Source organism: Microbulbifer mixtoriginis (SeqCode), assembly GCF_052466695.1.
In genome coordinates, this window is sequence record NZ_CP174285.1 from 2007737 (window position 1) to 2023381 (window position 15645).

The 15645-nt window shown below is 51.8% G+C and carries 20 protein-coding genes; 6 read left to right on the forward strand and 14 right to left on the reverse strand.

The genetic code is table 11. The annotated features are described in order from the left end of the window. Position 1: 1 nt before the first annotated feature. The 3 genes from tmpT to ACJJI0_RS08900 form a co-directional block, all read right to left on the reverse strand. Entirely contained in the window at positions 2-640 is a 639-nt protein-coding gene (gene tmpT / locus ACJJI0_RS08890; RefSeq protein WP_444885579.1) for a thiopurine S-methyltransferase, read from the reverse strand. Between the two features lie 274 nt (positions 641-914). Continuing rightward, positions 915-1442 (reverse strand): DUF1097 domain-containing protein, encoded by a 528-nt coding sequence (locus tag ACJJI0_RS08895; protein ID WP_444885580.1) that lies wholly within the window; start codon positions 1440-1442, stop codon positions 915-917. Positions 1443-1732: 290 nt separating this feature from the next. After that, a complete protein-coding gene (locus ACJJI0_RS08900; protein WP_444885581.1) occupies positions 1733-2428 on the reverse strand; it encodes an SDR family oxidoreductase in 696 nt (231 codons plus the stop codon). 54 nt (positions 2429-2482) lie between these two features. Between ACJJI0_RS08900 and ACJJI0_RS08905 the strand changes: the two genes are divergently transcribed. The 6 genes from ACJJI0_RS08905 to ACJJI0_RS08930 all read left to right on the forward strand — a co-directional run bounded on the left by ACJJI0_RS08905 (position 2483) and on the right by ACJJI0_RS08930 (position 8226). Further along, positions 2483-2803: a DUF3301 domain-containing protein gene (locus ACJJI0_RS08905; protein WP_444885582.1), complete on the forward strand. Its 321-nt coding sequence runs from the start codon at positions 2483-2485 to the stop codon at positions 2801-2803. A gap of 14 nt (positions 2804-2817) precedes the next feature. Further along, the gene (locus ACJJI0_RS08910) at positions 2818-3066 is read left to right on the forward strand and encodes a DUF1653 domain-containing protein (protein ID WP_252085197.1); all 249 of its coding nucleotides are present in this window, start codon (positions 2818-2820) and stop codon (positions 3064-3066) included. Positions 3067-3227: 161 nt separating this feature from the next. Next, entirely contained in the window at positions 3228-4295 is a 1068-nt protein-coding gene (locus ACJJI0_RS08915; protein ID WP_444885583.1) for a saccharopine dehydrogenase family protein, read from the forward strand. A gap of 274 nt (positions 4296-4569) precedes the next feature. After that, complete coding sequence (locus tag ACJJI0_RS08920) at positions 4570-5055, forward strand: phosphatase PAP2 family protein (RefSeq protein WP_444885584.1); 486 nt, start codon at positions 4570-4572, stop codon at positions 5053-5055. Next, positions 5052-6125, forward strand: a complete 1074-nt coding sequence (locus tag ACJJI0_RS08925) for an MJ1255/VC2487 family glycosyltransferase (RefSeq protein ID WP_444885585.1) — start codon at positions 5052-5054, stop codon at positions 6123-6125. The genes ACJJI0_RS08920 and ACJJI0_RS08925 overlap by 4 nt, the downstream gene beginning before the upstream one ends. Positions 6126-6423: 298 nt before the next feature. Beyond that, the gene (locus tag ACJJI0_RS08930; RefSeq protein WP_444885586.1) at positions 6424-8226 is read left to right on the forward strand and encodes an acyl-CoA dehydrogenase; all 1803 of its coding nucleotides are present in this window, start codon (positions 6424-6426) and stop codon (positions 8224-8226) included. Between the two features lie 31 nt (positions 8227-8257). Here the strand turns inward: ACJJI0_RS08930 and ACJJI0_RS08935 are convergent, their stop codons facing one another. The 11 genes from ACJJI0_RS08935 to ACJJI0_RS08985 form a co-directional block, all read right to left on the reverse strand. Then, positions 8258-9610 carry an ATP-binding protein gene (locus ACJJI0_RS08935; RefSeq protein WP_444885587.1) on the reverse strand — a complete coding sequence of 451 codons (1353 nt, stop codon included), beginning with the start codon at positions 9608-9610 and terminating at the stop codon, positions 8258-8260. A gap of 12 nt (positions 9611-9622) precedes the next feature. Next, a complete protein-coding gene (locus tag ACJJI0_RS08940) occupies positions 9623-10297 on the reverse strand; it encodes a response regulator transcription factor (protein WP_252085191.1) in 675 nt (224 codons plus the stop codon). Positions 10298-10336: 39 nt separating this feature from the next. Then, positions 10337-10654, reverse strand: coding sequence for a PepSY domain-containing protein (locus ACJJI0_RS08945; RefSeq protein WP_252085190.1), 318 nt, complete (start codon positions 10652-10654; stop codon positions 10337-10339). Positions 10655-10717: 63 nt separating this feature from the next. Then, positions 10718-11290 (reverse strand): glycine zipper 2TM domain-containing protein, encoded by a 573-nt coding sequence (locus ACJJI0_RS08950; RefSeq protein ID WP_444885588.1) that lies wholly within the window; start codon positions 11288-11290, stop codon positions 10718-10720. An 89-nt stretch (positions 11291-11379) separates the two neighbouring features. Further along, the gene (locus ACJJI0_RS08955; protein ID WP_444885589.1) at positions 11380-11898 is read right to left on the reverse strand and encodes a DUF3106 domain-containing protein; all 519 of its coding nucleotides are present in this window, start codon (positions 11896-11898) and stop codon (positions 11380-11382) included. Then, the gene (locus ACJJI0_RS08960) at positions 11891-12175 is read right to left on the reverse strand and encodes a hypothetical protein (protein ID WP_444885590.1); all 285 of its coding nucleotides are present in this window, start codon (positions 12173-12175) and stop codon (positions 11891-11893) included. The genes ACJJI0_RS08955 and ACJJI0_RS08960 overlap by 8 nt, the downstream gene beginning before the upstream one ends. Continuing rightward, entirely contained in the window at positions 12159-12524 is a 366-nt protein-coding gene (locus tag ACJJI0_RS08965) for a hypothetical protein (protein WP_444885591.1), read from the reverse strand. Before ACJJI0_RS08965 ends, ACJJI0_RS08960 begins: the two co-directional genes overlap by 17 nt. Then, positions 12521-13060, reverse strand: a complete 540-nt coding sequence (locus ACJJI0_RS08970) for an RNA polymerase sigma factor (RefSeq protein WP_252085185.1) — start codon at positions 13058-13060, stop codon at positions 12521-12523. Before ACJJI0_RS08970 ends, ACJJI0_RS08965 begins: the two co-directional genes overlap by 4 nt. A 120-nt stretch (positions 13061-13180) precedes the next feature. Further along, positions 13181-13627 carry a hypothetical protein gene (locus tag ACJJI0_RS08975; protein ID WP_444885592.1) on the reverse strand — a complete coding sequence of 149 codons (447 nt, stop codon included), beginning with the start codon at positions 13625-13627 and terminating at the stop codon, positions 13181-13183. Between the two features lie 133 nt (positions 13628-13760). Beyond that, entirely contained in the window at positions 13761-15125 is a 1365-nt protein-coding gene (locus tag ACJJI0_RS08980; RefSeq protein ID WP_444885593.1) for an L-cystine transporter, read from the reverse strand. Positions 15126-15270: 145 nt separating this feature from the next. Further along, positions 15271-15624, reverse strand: a complete 354-nt coding sequence (locus ACJJI0_RS08985; RefSeq protein WP_444885594.1) for a TlpA family protein disulfide reductase — start codon at positions 15622-15624, stop codon at positions 15271-15273. Between the last annotated feature and the right edge of the window lie 21 nt (positions 15625-15645).

The following is a 15645-nucleotide window of genomic DNA, read 5'->3' on the forward strand; positions in this document are numbered from 1 at the left end:
ACTAGCGCCTGGTAAGCAGCCAAGCCACCTCCCTCGCTGGCACTAGCCCTTTTAAGCCACCTGGCACATCCCTGGAGGCCAGCATCTTCAGGTGGTAATTCGCATTGTAACGCTCAAAAATCTCCTGAGAGCTGATGGAGAAGGGGGGACCCGCTAACTCAGACTGCTCATACTCAAAAGATATCAGTAACTGAGGGGCCACTTTTGTCATCGCCATCAGGTGCTGGGCATACACTGGGCGAATGTCTTGTGGCAACGCCACCAATGCGGCACGATCATAGATACCATCAACTTCCTGTAGTATTTCCTTATCCAGGTCGAAAATATCCCCTACATAAATATCAATATTACTGGCCTTATAGCGCTTAAGGTTGGCAATTTGCTCGACTTCTGGGGTTATATCCATCTCTTGAAATAGTTGCTCTACCGCCATTTCACTCAGCTCGGCACCGACGACTCGATAACCTCCAGAGAGCAACCAGGCGATATCACGGGTTTTGCCACATAGTGGAACAAATACCCTATCGCCTTTAGAGAGAGAAAGCTGTGAAAAGAACTCCGACAGTAAGGAATTTCCAGAGGCTTCGTGGAAAGCTATATTATTTTTCTTCCACTTCTCATGCCAATATGTCGCTTCCATGTTGCACCCCCATGTGCATTCTAACGGTTATTTCTGATAACTCTGACGGATAATTCAGAGATCCTTCACACTCACTAAACCTAATATAAAAGGTATTCCAGTTCAGACTCTGCTTCAGGACCGGAAGCCTCGGGCTCAGTGAAAGCCAGTGCAGTTAAAAAAACAAAGGCTCCTGTAAATACGATGCTCTTCAACATTATCGATACCTCAGAACAATTCTTTCACAGATTTAGTGGGAGTCCGGAGTACTCTCTCTTTCTTCAACAGCCACAAGTTATTTGCTTTTCGTCGATCCAGAGATAAAGAGTTTTCCCGGCCAGATAAAATCAACCAACCCCGCGACTATCGCGCCAAGTACAGCAGCAGTAATAAGCAGGAAATAACCATCTAAAGAGATCGGTTGCTGAGCTGTGAAAGCGATCAAGATACCAACCCCATAACTAATAATATTGCCAACCCCAGTAACCAAACCCATTGCCCAGGCCCCAATGGCCGATAATAATAAGGCCATAGGTAAAGCTAACCATGGTTGTTCCAGTTGCCACCCTGCAGTTCCCACAATTGCGACCAATCCTAGCCCAAGCCCTGTAACTGCACAGGCCAGGTTATAGCCACCGGAACGCAAGCTGCCGCCTCTGGCAAAATAGGTAACAGCACCCAGGGCCGCCACCCAGCTGGGCACACCAACAAGCTGGGCTGCCACAATCGCCAAAGAGGCACTCAGAAAAATCCGCAACCCAGTAAAAAGACGTTCCTGAGATTGCCCGTTACTATGTTCGAGACTTTCAGTTACGCTATTCATTACTTTCTCTCAATCTCCGCTGCACGCATTAATGACTGGCAATTCCTTGCCTAAATGCTTTCTACGCCACGCTGACTACTGATAACAATAAGTGGAGGAGCTATAGTCATCCCTCCATTAAGTGTATTTTCTCGCGTCTTTTGAATTTGCGGGTAGCAGACTTCTTCCGCATCCTTGCCCAATCTTGCAATCGGTACAAACATGCGGCAAATTCAGGGAGTGGTTCTACCTACCCAAAGGGCGTTTTCTTAGTAGGTGATCAACTGAGGCCAATTGAGGAGATATGGGGATTACCAGGGGATTTCACTGCCATCATAATTATAAAATCGTCCACTCTTACCCTGACCCGCTTGCGTAAGCAGTTTCTTCAGGGCAGCCACACTTTGTGCCGTTGAAATCAGGGCACCGGGACCTCCCATCGCAGTTTTCACCCAGCCCGGGTGCAGGGCCATAACTGTGATTCCGCGATCATGGAGATCAATCGACAAGCTTTTAACGATCTGGTTGAGTGCTGTTTTGGAGCTTCGATAAATATAACCACCGCCAGAGCGGTTATCGGCGATACTGCCCACCTTGCTACTCATCATGGCTATCAGCTTGTAGTCGCTGGCCGCCACGTTATCGCAAAAAGTTTCCGCCATCATGTATGGCGCAATAGTGTTGGACTCCAATACGCGGCGCCATTCTTCCCGGTCCACTTTGCCAAAACCTGTGCCTTTCGGGCCGTAATATCCCGCATTATTGAGCAAGATATCGATAGGCTCCCCTTTCAAGGCCTTACTGAGAGCAATCATTTGCTCATAGTCGGTTACATCCAACTGGATGGGCTCTATCAGTGGGTATTTAGCCTGTAAGGCGTTAAGTTCATCGGCCTTTTTCAGATCTCTACAACAGGCGAATACACGCCATCCATCCTTGGCAAACTGGGCAGTCAACTCCAGACCTATGCCTCTATTACAGCCGGTGATCATTATGGTGCCAGACATCGCCTCTCCTTCAGTGTTATTCTTGCGGATCGCGATCATAGCAACTGTAGAACAATGTACTACTCACCCGACAATCTACTTTGGTTATTACTATTAGCTACCGTGGCTTGGTATATCTGGGCCAATATGGCAGCAAAAGAACATGTCAGGCGCGCTGCGGCCAATCACTGCAAACAACTGGGAGTGCAACTTCTCGACGATACGGTTGTGCTGGTACGCATCCGCTTAAAACGTGACCGTCGAGGCCAGATCAGCCTGCAACGCAGTTATGAGTTTGAATTTACTTCCACTGGAGAGCACCGCTATTCCGGTGTGGCAATTCTCCACGGCCGCCGAATTGAGCAGCTACAGCTGTCTCCACACCATTTGAGTTAACTTGGTATTTGTTGATGAAACCCGGCCTTTATCGCCACTACAAAGGAAATCTTTACGAAGTCCTACACACAGCTATCCATAGCGAAACAGAAGAGCTCCTGGTGATCTATCGCGCTCTCTACGGAAACTATATTGTTTCGGCTAGGCCTTACGCTATGTTTAGCGACACAGTCTCAGAGGATGGAAAAACATTCCCCCGCTTTAAACTCGAAAAAGCCTTCGAAATGATGGATAACACCCACGTAAAAAAAGCGCCAGAATAAATAAATCCAATCAGTCTCCAATCCCTGTCTTGCGCCATTTAATGCCAGAGGGATAACCTCTCGTGTCAGACAGAAGCCGATATTAATCGATAAAATTTGGCGCCTGACAAACAAGCTGGATCCTCTCGGACAACCCGCTCTCGAACCCACAAGGAAAACTGGTGAACAATAAGAATATTATGATCTATGGCGCCTATGGTTACACTGGTGAGCTGATTGCCCGCCAAGCTGTAGCGCTGGGTTATCGCCCCATTCTAGCTGGTCGCAATGCTCAAAAATTACAGCCTCTGGCAGAAGCCCTTAATCTCCCGGCCATGGCCATCGACTTGACTAATACGGAAGTCTTGGAACGCAGCTTGCGGGACGTTTATCTGGTTATCCACTGCGCCGGTCCATTTTCTGCTACCGCTGAATCCATGATGAGGGCCTGCCTCAACACCCGTACCCACTACCAGGATATCACTGGTGAAATTTCCGTTTATGAGACGGCATACCGTCTTGATGATGAAGCCAAAGCCAAGGGCGTCGTACTTTGCCCTGGTGCGGGATTCGATGTCATTCCTACTGATTGCCTCGCTGCCGCATTACACAAGGCTCTACCGTCAGCCACGCACCTGGCGCTTGGCTTCGACTCGGAGTCGAGTTTAAGCCCCGGTACAGCCAAGACCTCTATCGAAAGCCTCGGAATGGGAGGCGCCATTCGGCGCAATGGCAAAATCGAAACCATTGGCCATGGGCAGCTTACCCGCACCATCGATTTTGGCCGAGGTGAAAAGTTTGCTGTCGCAATTCCCTGGGGCGATATCTCCACTGCCTTCCACTCAACCGGTATTCAAAACATTGAGGCCTACATCCCCATGAGCCCTGCAAGGGCAAAGAAGCTAAAGCGCCTGAATGGATTTCGTTGGCTGCTTCGTACCCAGTGGCTACAAAACTGGCTGAAAGCAAAAGTGAGCAAGTCTGTTCGAGGCCCCAGTGAAGAGCGTCGTGCCGGCCAGAAAACCTGGGTTTGGGGAGAAGTGCGCAATGACCGTCGCGGTGAGCGTAAAGTTGGCCGACTCACCACCGCCAACGGCTACGATGTTACCGTCTCTGGTTCCCTGGCAATCATGCAATATCTCCTCGACTATCAGAGCGAAGGGGGCTATTTCACGCCATCAAAACTCTGCGGCCATAAGCTGGTGGAGAATCTACACGGCTCTGGAACGATAGAAATCAAATCGGCCTAGCCACTGTTCTCAAAACCTTTCTGCTTTTTTCTAAGGGCAAATCATGGAGCCGCGGACAGCTGCTCCGACTCTCTTTCCAGCCATTCCTTTCTTAGCGCCTTGTTCACCTATCCTGGATCAATTTTCTGCCACGCTTTTAAAAGCGGTATGTAGGCGTAAATAACATCTATTTTGAGATTTCACTATTACGACATCATTTGGTCAACTCCGTGCAATAATCAATTTTTAAGTTTGCGGCATGCGAGACTTATCCATGAATTTGAAGAGTATTGATGTGTCCCTAGTTCTGTATCTCACGGAACGGGCGTCACGTCCCACTTCACGCAGACGGTACCTTTGGCTATCCAAATCTGGAGATGGCTGGCTCACCGTCGCCGTACTCCTCAGTTATATTATTTCCAACGCCGCCACTCAGCTTTTTATTGCCGCATGCTCTGGCTTGGCGGTAGAGCGCTCTCTCTATTGGACAATCAAAAACACGACCCGCCGCAGGCGTCCACCCCAGGCTATCCCCGGTATGCGCCCGATTATTATCGCCCATGACCGTTTCAGCCTGCCCTCGGGACATACCTCTGCAGCCTTTCTTTTTATTACATTTATGACTCAACAAGTCAGCCCAATGTGGGGATTAGGCTATATCTGGGCGACCGGGGTGGGCGCCGCCCGTGTAGGCCTGGGGGTACATTTCCCTTCTGATATTTTCGCCGGTGCCCTTCTCGGTTCATGTGTCGCATTAGCCACTGGCGCCGTTCTTTTATGAAAATACTCTATGGCGTACAGGCCACCGGCAATGGACATATTGCCCGTTCACGCACATTGGCAAAGGCATTGCAACAATACCCAGAACTTGAAATCCAATGGCTGTTTTCAGGTCGACCAAAGGAAAACCTGTTTGGCATGGAATTGTTTGGCGACTATTGGTGGCGGGAGGGAATGACCATTGTCCACAGTGAGGGGCGCCTGAGAAGCTTGGCCACGGTTGCCCAGGCTAAATTGCGCAAATTAATCCAGGATGTCCGCAAACTGCCAGTTAGCGAATACGACCTAATCATCAGTGACTATGAACCTGTCACCGCCTGGGCGGCGAAAATGCGCAAAAAGCCCAGTGTGGGTATCGGTCACCAATACGCTTTTTTACACTCGATTCCCATGCCCAGGTATAACTGGCCTTTTCATACCGTTTTACGTATCTTTGCTCCCACAAAAAAAAGCCTGGGTTTGCACTGGCATCACTTTGGCAACCCCATATTACCGCCCATAGTCCCCCCTCAACCCAAACCCGAGAGTGACACAGAAGATTACATTCTGGTCTACTTGCCCTTTGAACACCCAATACCCATGCTGGAGGAACTGGCCAAAGTAGAACGGCAGTTTATTGTTTACGGTGTGCCAGAAAATCTGCCCACGGCAAACAATATCCAGATAAAGTCGCCGTCCACACTAGGATTCCAACAGGACTTGGTCAATGCCCGTGCAGTAATCTGTAACAGTGGTTTTGAATTACTGGCAGAGACCCTGGCTCAAGGCAAACCCATCCTAAGCCGACCATTGGCCTATCAATTTGAACAGGAAGCCAATGCCCAAGCACTGGAACAACTAAAGCTGGCGAAGATCGTACGCTCCATAGATGCCAATAGTATTCACACCTGGTTGCAGGAGGGGCCAAAATCTGTACGTATCCAATGGCCAGATGTCGCACAAGCTATTGCTGCCTGGATAGCACAGGGCTGCAAGCGAGACCCCGCAGATCTTGCCCGCAGCTTATGGCGACAAGTGACCCCCCGCCCCACCGAAGGGTCTGCACCCACTTACCAGAACGCTACTGACTAGTCCTTCTTTTTTTGCGATATGCACAATTGTAAAGACCACTGCCAGTCTATGGCCCACGGCCTTCTACCACCATATCGCCAAGCGCATTCACACAAAAAGTCATTGCCCAATTTTGAGCCTCAGCGTTTACTTATCTGCCATTCAATCACCAACTAGACATTTATTTATCCAGCACTCAAAAAAATATTTGATCAGCACGGCACGAGAGTCTATCTCCAGCAATAGTGCAGTGGATTTGAAATTTTTGTAGTCGGACTAATATGTACATTTGCTCCATAAAAAAAATAATGAGGTAAGCATGACTAATTCATTGCTCAACGACCGTGATACCGAATTTCTACTCTATGAATTTCTCGATACCGAAGCGCTGCTACAGCGACCACGTTACAAGGAGCATTCCAGGGAAGTTTTCGATGCAACACTGAAAACCGCACGCACTATTGCCGAAAAATTTTTCGCCAACCACAATGCCAAGGGCGATGCCAATGAGCCCAACTTTGACGGCGAAAAAATACAGATGATCGCAGAGACCAAGCAATCTTGGGATGCCTTCTCCGAGGCCGGTTTTCTCGCGGGGCATTGCAATTTTGATGAAGGCGGTATGCAGCTGCCCAAAGCGATAATCAGCACGGCCCTTGGCTATGTTAGTGCCGCAAATATTGCCAGTGCTTGCTACCCCTTCCTGACTATTGCCGCCGCCAACCTACTGCGCTCATTTGCCAGTGACAGCCTAAAGGCACAGTTTTTGCCGCAGATGCTCGATGGCCGCTTCGCCGGCACTATGGCCCTCACAGAGCCCGATCAGGGCTCAGCTCTGGCCGATATCCGCACCAGTGCCGAACAGGCTGAAGATGGCAGCTACCGTATTCGCGGACAAAAGATGTATATCTCCGGCGGCGACCAGTCTCTGACAGAAAATATCGTTCATCTGGTATTGGCAAAAATCAAGGGTGCTCCCGCCGGCGTTAAGGGAATATCCCTATTTTTAGTGCCTAAAATGCTCCTTGATGAAAACGGCCAGGTAGCCCAGCCCAACGATGTAAAACTGGCGGGATTGCTGCATAAAATGGGCTTTCGCAACACGACTTCTACAGTATTGAGCTTTGGTGAGGATCAGGGCGCAGTGGGCTACCTGATCGGTGAGCCTCATCAGGGGCTCAAATATATGTTCCAGATGATGAATGAGGCTCGGATCAGTGTCGGCGCAGGGGCCTCTATTCTGGGTTATCAGGGCTATGCCTACTCCTTGCAGTATGCCAAGGACCGCCCCCAGGGACGCCTGCCTTCCAACCAGGACCCCAGCGCCAAGCAAGTACCCATTATTCAACATGCAGACATTCGCCGTATGCTGCTGATGCAAAAGGCCTATGCCGAGGGTGGCCTGGGCTTAAGTATGTACGCCACTTCTCTTTATGAAGACCAGCACAGCGCACCCACGGAAGAAGAGAGCCAGCTGGCAGCCACTCTGTTAGACCTAATTACTCCGGTAGTGAAATCCTGGCCCTCCAAATACTGCCTGAAAGCCAATGAACTGGCCATCCAGGTACTCGGCGGCGCCGGTTATATTCGGGAATTCCCCCTGGAACAGCTTTATCGAGATAATCGCCTGAACGCCATTCACGAGGGCACTGAAGGTATCCACGCCCTCGATCTACTCGCGCGCAAAGTGCCCAGCAAAAATTTCCAGGCCTACCAGCTGCTGCAAACGGAAATCCGCAAAACGGTATTGGAAGCACGGCAGAAAGAGAGTTTGGTTAGCATGGCCGATACCCTGGAGGAATCCCTGCAAAAGCTCGACGAAACGGGCATGGCCCTGTTTACGCAATTACAGGAGGATGTGGATCGCGGGCTCAGTAATGCCACTCTCTACCTAGATGTTTTCGGCTGCATTATGGTGGCCTGGATCTGGCTGCGACAGGCGGTTATCGCCGCGAATGCCCTGGAAGGAACTACCAGCGAGGAAGATGGCAATTTTTACCGTGGCAAGTTGCACACCGCCCTCTTTTATTTTGAATGGGAACTACCCAATATCCAGCCGCAAATAAGCCTGCTGCAAAGTGGCAATAACCTGCCGTTCGATATGCGAGCCGATTGGTTTTAGCGAGTGACGATCAGGAGGGGCCATGTAGTAACTACAACAGTACAGTAATTTCCGTGCCCCCTTCGGGAAGAGATTCAGCGCTGATTTGCCCCTGGTAACTCTCAACAATATCCACCACAACAGCCAGGCCAATACCCTGGCCAGGCTGTTGCTGGTCGGCACGTACTCCGCGCTGGGTTACTTCGCGCCATTTATCGCTATCTAGGCCGGGCCCATTATCAGCGACCCGGATAGAGAGCTTGCGCCCCTCCTCGGGGTTCTCAATAACAACTCGAACCTGGCCGGCACCGTACTTGTAAGCATTATCGAGCAGGTTGCCAAGCAGCTCCATCAAATCGCCCTCATCCCCATAGAATAGGGCGTTCTCAGCACACTCCCTTCGCACTTCACAGGGCCTGCTGCGATAGACTTTTTCCAGGGCATCCAGGATCTTTTCCAGAAGTGGCGCCACGGCAATACCGCGCAGGATAGACTTAGGGGAGCTGGCTACCGCACGCTGAAGTTGGTAGCTAATAATGCTGTCCATACGCTGTACTTGATCCGCAAGGGTTTTTCCGGCGGCATCGGGGTCCTTTTCCAGGCTCAACCCTTTGAGTACCGCCAGTGGCGTTTTCAGACTGTGGGCCAGGTCCGCCAAGGTATGGCGGGTCTTCTCACGCTGACGCCGCTCATTTTCAATCAACAGATTCAGGTTGTCGGTAAGCGGGCGCAACTCCAGCGGGAAGTTTCCCTCCAGGCGATCGCTGCCACCCTGCTGCATATCGCGCAGGGCCTGCGCCAGTGCGCTTAACGGCGCAAATCCCCAGCGCAATACCAGCCATTGAGCCAAGACCAGCAACAGCGCCGCCACCCCCAGCCACTGCCAGATGGTCGAACGGAACTGCCCGACCTGTGCCTGTAGCGGCGCCGCATCCTCCAGCACTACAAAGGTGAAAGGGTGCTCATTTTCCAGACCCCAAGCCACTCCCTGGCGGAAGCTGCTGTAATTGGCATCGCCACCTGGCAGGGAAATACGCATAAAAGACTGCTGCCCTTGCGGCAGCGGGGAAAATTCCACCTCTGGCATTGCCAGGGCCGATTCAGAACGCCAAATTACCCGCCCTTGCCCATCCAAAACTGCGCCAATCAGGCCGGAATCTGGCTGGTTGAAGCGCTGTTCGGGCAGTTCGGGCGGCAGCACCAGACTCTCGCCCTCAGGTTCCGCCAGTGCCAACAGGGTGTAGATATAAAGCTGCAGCTCGCGCTGTTTAGCCTCATTCAAAGAGGTGCGATAAGCGTGCTCCAGCACCCCGGAAATCAACAGCACAAATGCCACCAGCACCAGGCTGGTAACTAGTGCCAGGCGGCCTTTTAGAGAATTCAGCCAAAAGGAAAACAGTTGCATTACAAATCAGGGTCAACTGGGAGCCATAAAGCGGTATCCGCGGCCACGCAAGGTTTCGATGGGCTTAAGCTGTGCCGCCGCATCAAATTTCTTGCGCAGGCGCCCGATAAACACTTCGATCACATTGCTATCCCGGTCGCAGTCCTGTTCATAGATATGTTCGGTGAGGGTGGTCTTGGAGACTACTTCATCCGGGTGCAGCATCAGGTATTCGAGCACCTTGTATTCAAAAGAGGTCAACTCCAGTTCGGTGTCGTTGACTGTGACTCGCTGAGAGCTGGTATCCAGCAGTATCGGGCCCGCTTTGATCGTGGGTGAAGAAAACCCGGCGGAGCGCCGCACCAGCGCATTCAATCTCGCCAGTAACTCCTCGGTGTGGAAGGGCTTTACCAGATAGTCGTCACCACCAGCTTCCAAGCCGGCCACACGCTCCTGCCAGTGGCCGCGAGCAGTGAGAATCAGGATAGGGAAATGCTTGTCTTCGCCACGCAGTGTCTGAATCACCTGAATGCCATCCATTTTTGGCAGCCCCAGATCCATAACCGCGACATCGTAAGGATATTCACGCCCCAGGTAGAGCGCCTCTTCTCCATCCGGCGCCTCATCTACGGTATAGCCAGCGCCGCGCAGTGATTCTGCCAGCTGCTGGCGCAGTAAAACTTCATCTTCGACTAATAGTGCGCGCATATTCTTTCCCTTGTACTGCGAGTCTGTGGTAGCAGGTGATTAACGGGAGATCCTGCCGCTCTTCTTGTCCACAAAAACTACATAGACCTGACTCTTATCGGACAGCCCCTTTACCCGGTAGACCACCTGGCCCTGTTTGCGGGTTTCAGAGACCGATAATATTTTGCCGCCAAAACGCCGTTTCACAATCGAAGCGGCCTTTTCCCGGGAAACACCCCCGTCCTGTACCCAGCGGAACTCATGCCGGAAGTTTTCCCTCTGCGGAGCCGGCCCACCCTGCCAGGAGGCAGCACATAGACCGGGAAACAAAACGATAAGGAAAAGAAAATGCCGAATAAAAGTGCGGCTCGATTTCACTGTGCGGCTCCTGTGGATGTCCTGGTTTTCCACCTTTTACTATTTCGACCGCCTTCCGCCGGCTCAAGGCGCCGGCGAGACTGCGACACGAACCCGGATTCTCTCGCCCGGGTGGTAATCTGTACGAGTCAGATAAACCTGACCATTATACCGATAGCGCACATCGTATCCGACTAATTCCCGCTGTGTACTGAACTCGTCGACAACCTGGCAACGAGATTCCGTGGCGTAATAAGTTGGGGCGTTGGCCCGACTGATCTGGTTACCCACCAGCGCTCCCACCAGTGCGCCCGCAACAGTGGCTCCAGCCCGTTGGCCGTGATGGTGGTGATAGCGACCGTGATGACCGCCACGTCCCAAGCTGTTGCCAACAGCGGCACCGATCAGCCCGCCAACCACAGTACCCGCCGGAGAAGCGGGCTCCCGGTAGGCCACCTGCTCATCCCGGCAGTAAGTGCGCGGGTTACGGACCTGAATATCGGTGTAAACGGGAGTAACCTCGGTGACGCGGGCAAAGTCGTAGCTATCCGCACCGTAGGGGGCTGTGTAGCCATTGGGGCCCGCTTTGGCGGTAGCACTCAAGGCCACCAGCGCGGCGACTGCCGCGCCAGCGATAAACTGCTTGAAGAGTTGCACAATCGATCTCCCGTTATTCATCAACGGGAGCCAGAGTAGTCAAATTCATCTGAATAGACGCTGAATTACACCTGAGGGGGTAAGAAACATCAGGTTCTCTCCGTTTCCTCTCGCCTCTGCTGCCGCCGCTCCTGTCTCTCCCTGCGGCGCCGTTCCCGCTGGTTCCGCCTTTCCCGATTCTCCGCACGGCCGCTTTTATCCTTCTCCCATTGTTCCCGCAACTGTTTGCGCTGCTGGGGAGGCATCTGACGGAAGCGCTTGCGCGCCTCGCGAATACGCTGACGCTCCTCCTCGGGTAGGTCCATAAAGCGGCGATAAGAGTCCCGCAACTGGGCGCGCCGCTCTCTGGGTATATCCTGCCAGCGCTTATACTGTTGACGCGCTTCTTGGCGCTGCTCGGGGTTCATTTCACTCCAGCGCCTGGCCCCGCGTAACAATTGTTCCCGTCGATCTTCACTCAGTTGTGACCAACGCGTCTCAAAATTCTGTAAAAGTCGGCGCTCACTGTCACTGAGACTCTGCCAATCCTGTGCCTGGGAAACATTCACAAAGAGCGATAAATACACGGCAGCCAACCAACCAATCAATATGGTTCTTCGCTCACTCATCGCTCAGCTCCTCGTGGGTCTCCCCTCCCCCGGTATTTGGTCTGCCTGTTATCGCTGGCTTTTCCGGCTTGGGTAACAACATCTCCAGCGCTTCCGGCGTTTGTATATCTCCCTGCTCATCGGCCCACTCCCCGACAAACATCAGGAAGTCCTCATCCAGTGGCTGCAGATCCTGCGCCAGTAGCGGGGCTGTAAAAAAGAGCACCGTATAGAAAAGGCCTTTAGCGATACTTTTCTTAGTAAAAAGCACTTTTTCATCACTAGGAGGATTGCCCATTCAACTCTTCCGCCAACCACTGGTAGAACTCCATATCCTCAACCATTTCGACATCCATTTCCTCATATAAATACCAGTCAGTGGCACTCAGCAATTCGGTAGCGGCCTGCTCGCTGGATACAGGCCAAAACAGCAATAACAACAATGATGCACAAGCGCCAGTGAAAACTAGCCAGCCGGGAGAGTCGCGATAATACGATTTCTTTGCCGCCACTGCGCGTTGTCTGGCTGCAGCAAGCCGCGATAGAGTCTCTGTATCAATATCACGCTCCCGCCGGACAACTGCATGCTGCGCAGCTTTCTTTAATGAATCACTCTGCACGACTGGATTTTCTTGCCGACTATTCATTGCGTTGCCTCTAGTTGGAATGCCTCTAGATGGTTGCGCAAACTGCGCATAGCTCTTGATAAATGGGTCTTAACACTCCCCTGACTGCAGGACATTGCCCGCGCAGTCTCGGCAACATCGAATTCCTCGACACAGCGCAGCAGGAAGGCCTGCTGTTGGCGCAGGGGCAACTTGGCCACAGCACTATCGATGGCTTCCAATAGGCGTTCGCCAGCAAGGACCTTATCCGGGGTGGGATTATGGCTATCGACCCATTCCAGCGGCGCTGGATCTAGCTCATCGCTGTTTGCCGGTAGCTTTTCCCGAAATAGTTGCCAGCGGGATAGCTTATTGTTACGCCGGTGCCAATCGGTAATCCGGTTGTTGAGAATAGTGAAAAACAGCGGCCGCCACTCGGCCCGATCGCGGCCACTATATTTCCTCACCAACGCCAACATGGAATCCTGCACGATATCCAGTGCATCATCCCGATTGCCAACAGCGTAATTCGCCATGGTGAATGCCCGTTTCTCCACCTGGGCGAGGAACTGATTCATAGAAACCGGCTGAAGTCCTTGCGCACAGAATACTCTTCCAGATTCTTTTTATTGATTTTGAAGTCGTCATACAAAGACTTCGCCCGCACTTTTTTATTTAAGCCACCCCAGTTCTCGGGATCATCCCTCTTCACGCTTACGGGCCTTGGCACGTCGATCCATACGGCGATCTGTGCGCTCTCCTTTTTTGTCTAGCCGATTATTGATTTTTGTACCCTTGTTATCCAAGCGTTCGTTAATTCGCTCGCCTTTCTGGTCAAGCCGGTTGTCGATACGATCCCCTTTGCGGTCTAGTCGCTCAGCCAATTTATCATTGCCATTAGCAGCAGCCTGCTCAGCTCTTTGATCCAAGCGTTCATTGATGCGATCACCCTTGTTATCGAGGCGCTCTTCAATATGATCTCCCTTTTGATCCAATCTCGCCTCTATGCGATCGCCTTTTTGATCGAGACGATCTTCAACATGGTCACCGTGGTCATGCGGTTCGCTCTCATCACTCTGTGCATAAAGGGAGTAAGGAAAAGCCAGGCCAATAGTCAACAGCGAGAGTCCAATCAGTTTTTTCATAAATCACTCCATTTCCATTTGAGGAAAACCAATAAGGTTTAAACTGCACTGATTAGAACGCTCTACTGGATCAGAGGTTGACAAGAAGTTTTATTTTTTTCAGGTGCTTATTCCATAGGCCTGCGACTCTTACTTATCCTTCTACGACCTCTGGACCGGGCACCTCATCCCCAAGCCAGCGCTGGGTCAAGGTACCCGCCGTCATAGCGCCATTCACGTTGAGAGCAGTGCGCGCCATATCAATCAGCGGCTCCACAGAAATCAATAGCGCCGCGATGGTAACTGGCAAACCCATTGCCGGCAGCACCACCAGTGCGGCAAAAGTTGCCCCACCACCCACTCCGGCAATACCGAAGGAGCTGATTACCACCACTACCAACAGGGTGCCCAACCACATTGGGTCCCACACGTTAATACCCATCGGCACCGCCACCATGGTGGCAAGCATCGCAGGATAAATTCCCGCGCAACCATTTTGACCAATAGTGGCACCGAAGGATGCAGAGAAGTTGGCAATAGCCGGTGAATTGCGCAGTTCATCTACCTGGGTTTCCACATTCAGAGGAATGGTGGCGGCACTGGAACGGGAGCTAAAGGCAAACACCAGCACCGGCCAGACCTTGGTGAAGTAGTGCAGTGGATTCACTCCATTTACTAACAGCAATAGACCATGCACCAAAAACATTAGGCCTATCGCACAGAAAGAAGCCACGACAAAACCAAACAGATTGGCAATATCCGCCCAGCTGGATTTGGCAATCAGTCCAGCAACCAGCGCCATAACTCCGTAGGGCGTGAATGCCATAACCAAACGCACCAACTTCATAATCCAGACTTGCGCGACATGCACAAAGCGCTCGATAGCGGCACCTTCCTGCGGAAACTCACGGCGTACAGCCAGGGCCGCAAGCCCCAATAGCACAGCAAAAATAACCACTGAAATTACAGAGGTAGAGCGGGCTCCGGTCAAATCCAGGAAAATATTGCGCGGAATAAAAGAGGTGATAATTTCGGGAATCGAGAGATCGCTGACCCGCCCAATTCGCTCATTGAGCACTTCTACTCTTGCCGCCTCACGGGTTCCTTCGACAAGACCCGCAGCAGAGAGCCCAAACAAATCGGCCATGGCCACACCTATCAGGGCGGCAATTGCAGTAGTGCCGAGTAAAACCCCCAGCACCGACACACTAATTTTACCCAGCGCCTGAGTGTGACTCACTTTTACCACTGCAACCAGAATAGAAGTGAGTACGAGTGGCATAACTAACATATACAATAGGTTTACATAGCTATCGCCCAACATCTCAATCCAGGGCAGAACCTCACCCGGAGCAACACCCCAGTTACGCGATAGCTGTAGAAGCGCCCCAAAAGCCACACCCAGTAACAGCCCAGCAAACACACCAGGGGCAAGGGTGTCCCTGCCACGCTGCCAGCGGTACAAGCCAAACATTAAAACCACAAAACCGAGAAGCAGAACAAAAGCGCCGATGTGCATGGTATGAGAATCCCACCCTGGGCAAACTAAAAAAGTGGCGGCATGCTATCAGCGATATGCCAATGCCCTATAGTTACCTTGGTTATAGATACTTTGGTTATAGTTATATTGATTAATTTTTTTTAATTAACTTAGAGAGACAACTTTACTGAAGAGCCACCTTTAAGTCCTCAGCAGTCTGAGGGCCAACCAGTGTTTTTATCCAGCGACCATCTTCACCAATCACTAAAGTTGTAGGCAGTACTTCAGGCCAGGGTTGCCCCCAGCGGCCATCTGGCTCTTGGGCCAACAGCGGAAATTCTATGCCCAGTTTCTGCGCCTGCTCAATTGCTGCAGGTGTGGGCAAACCATCAAAATTAACCCCCACCACTACCACATCACTATTGGTTTGCGCCAACTCATTAAGTACCGGCACTTCTTCCCGACAGGGTTTGCACCACTCCGCCCAATAGTTGACCAGGACTATTTTCCCCTCGGTAACAACCGGCGCACCACTCACGGAGTGCAAACGCCTGTCACT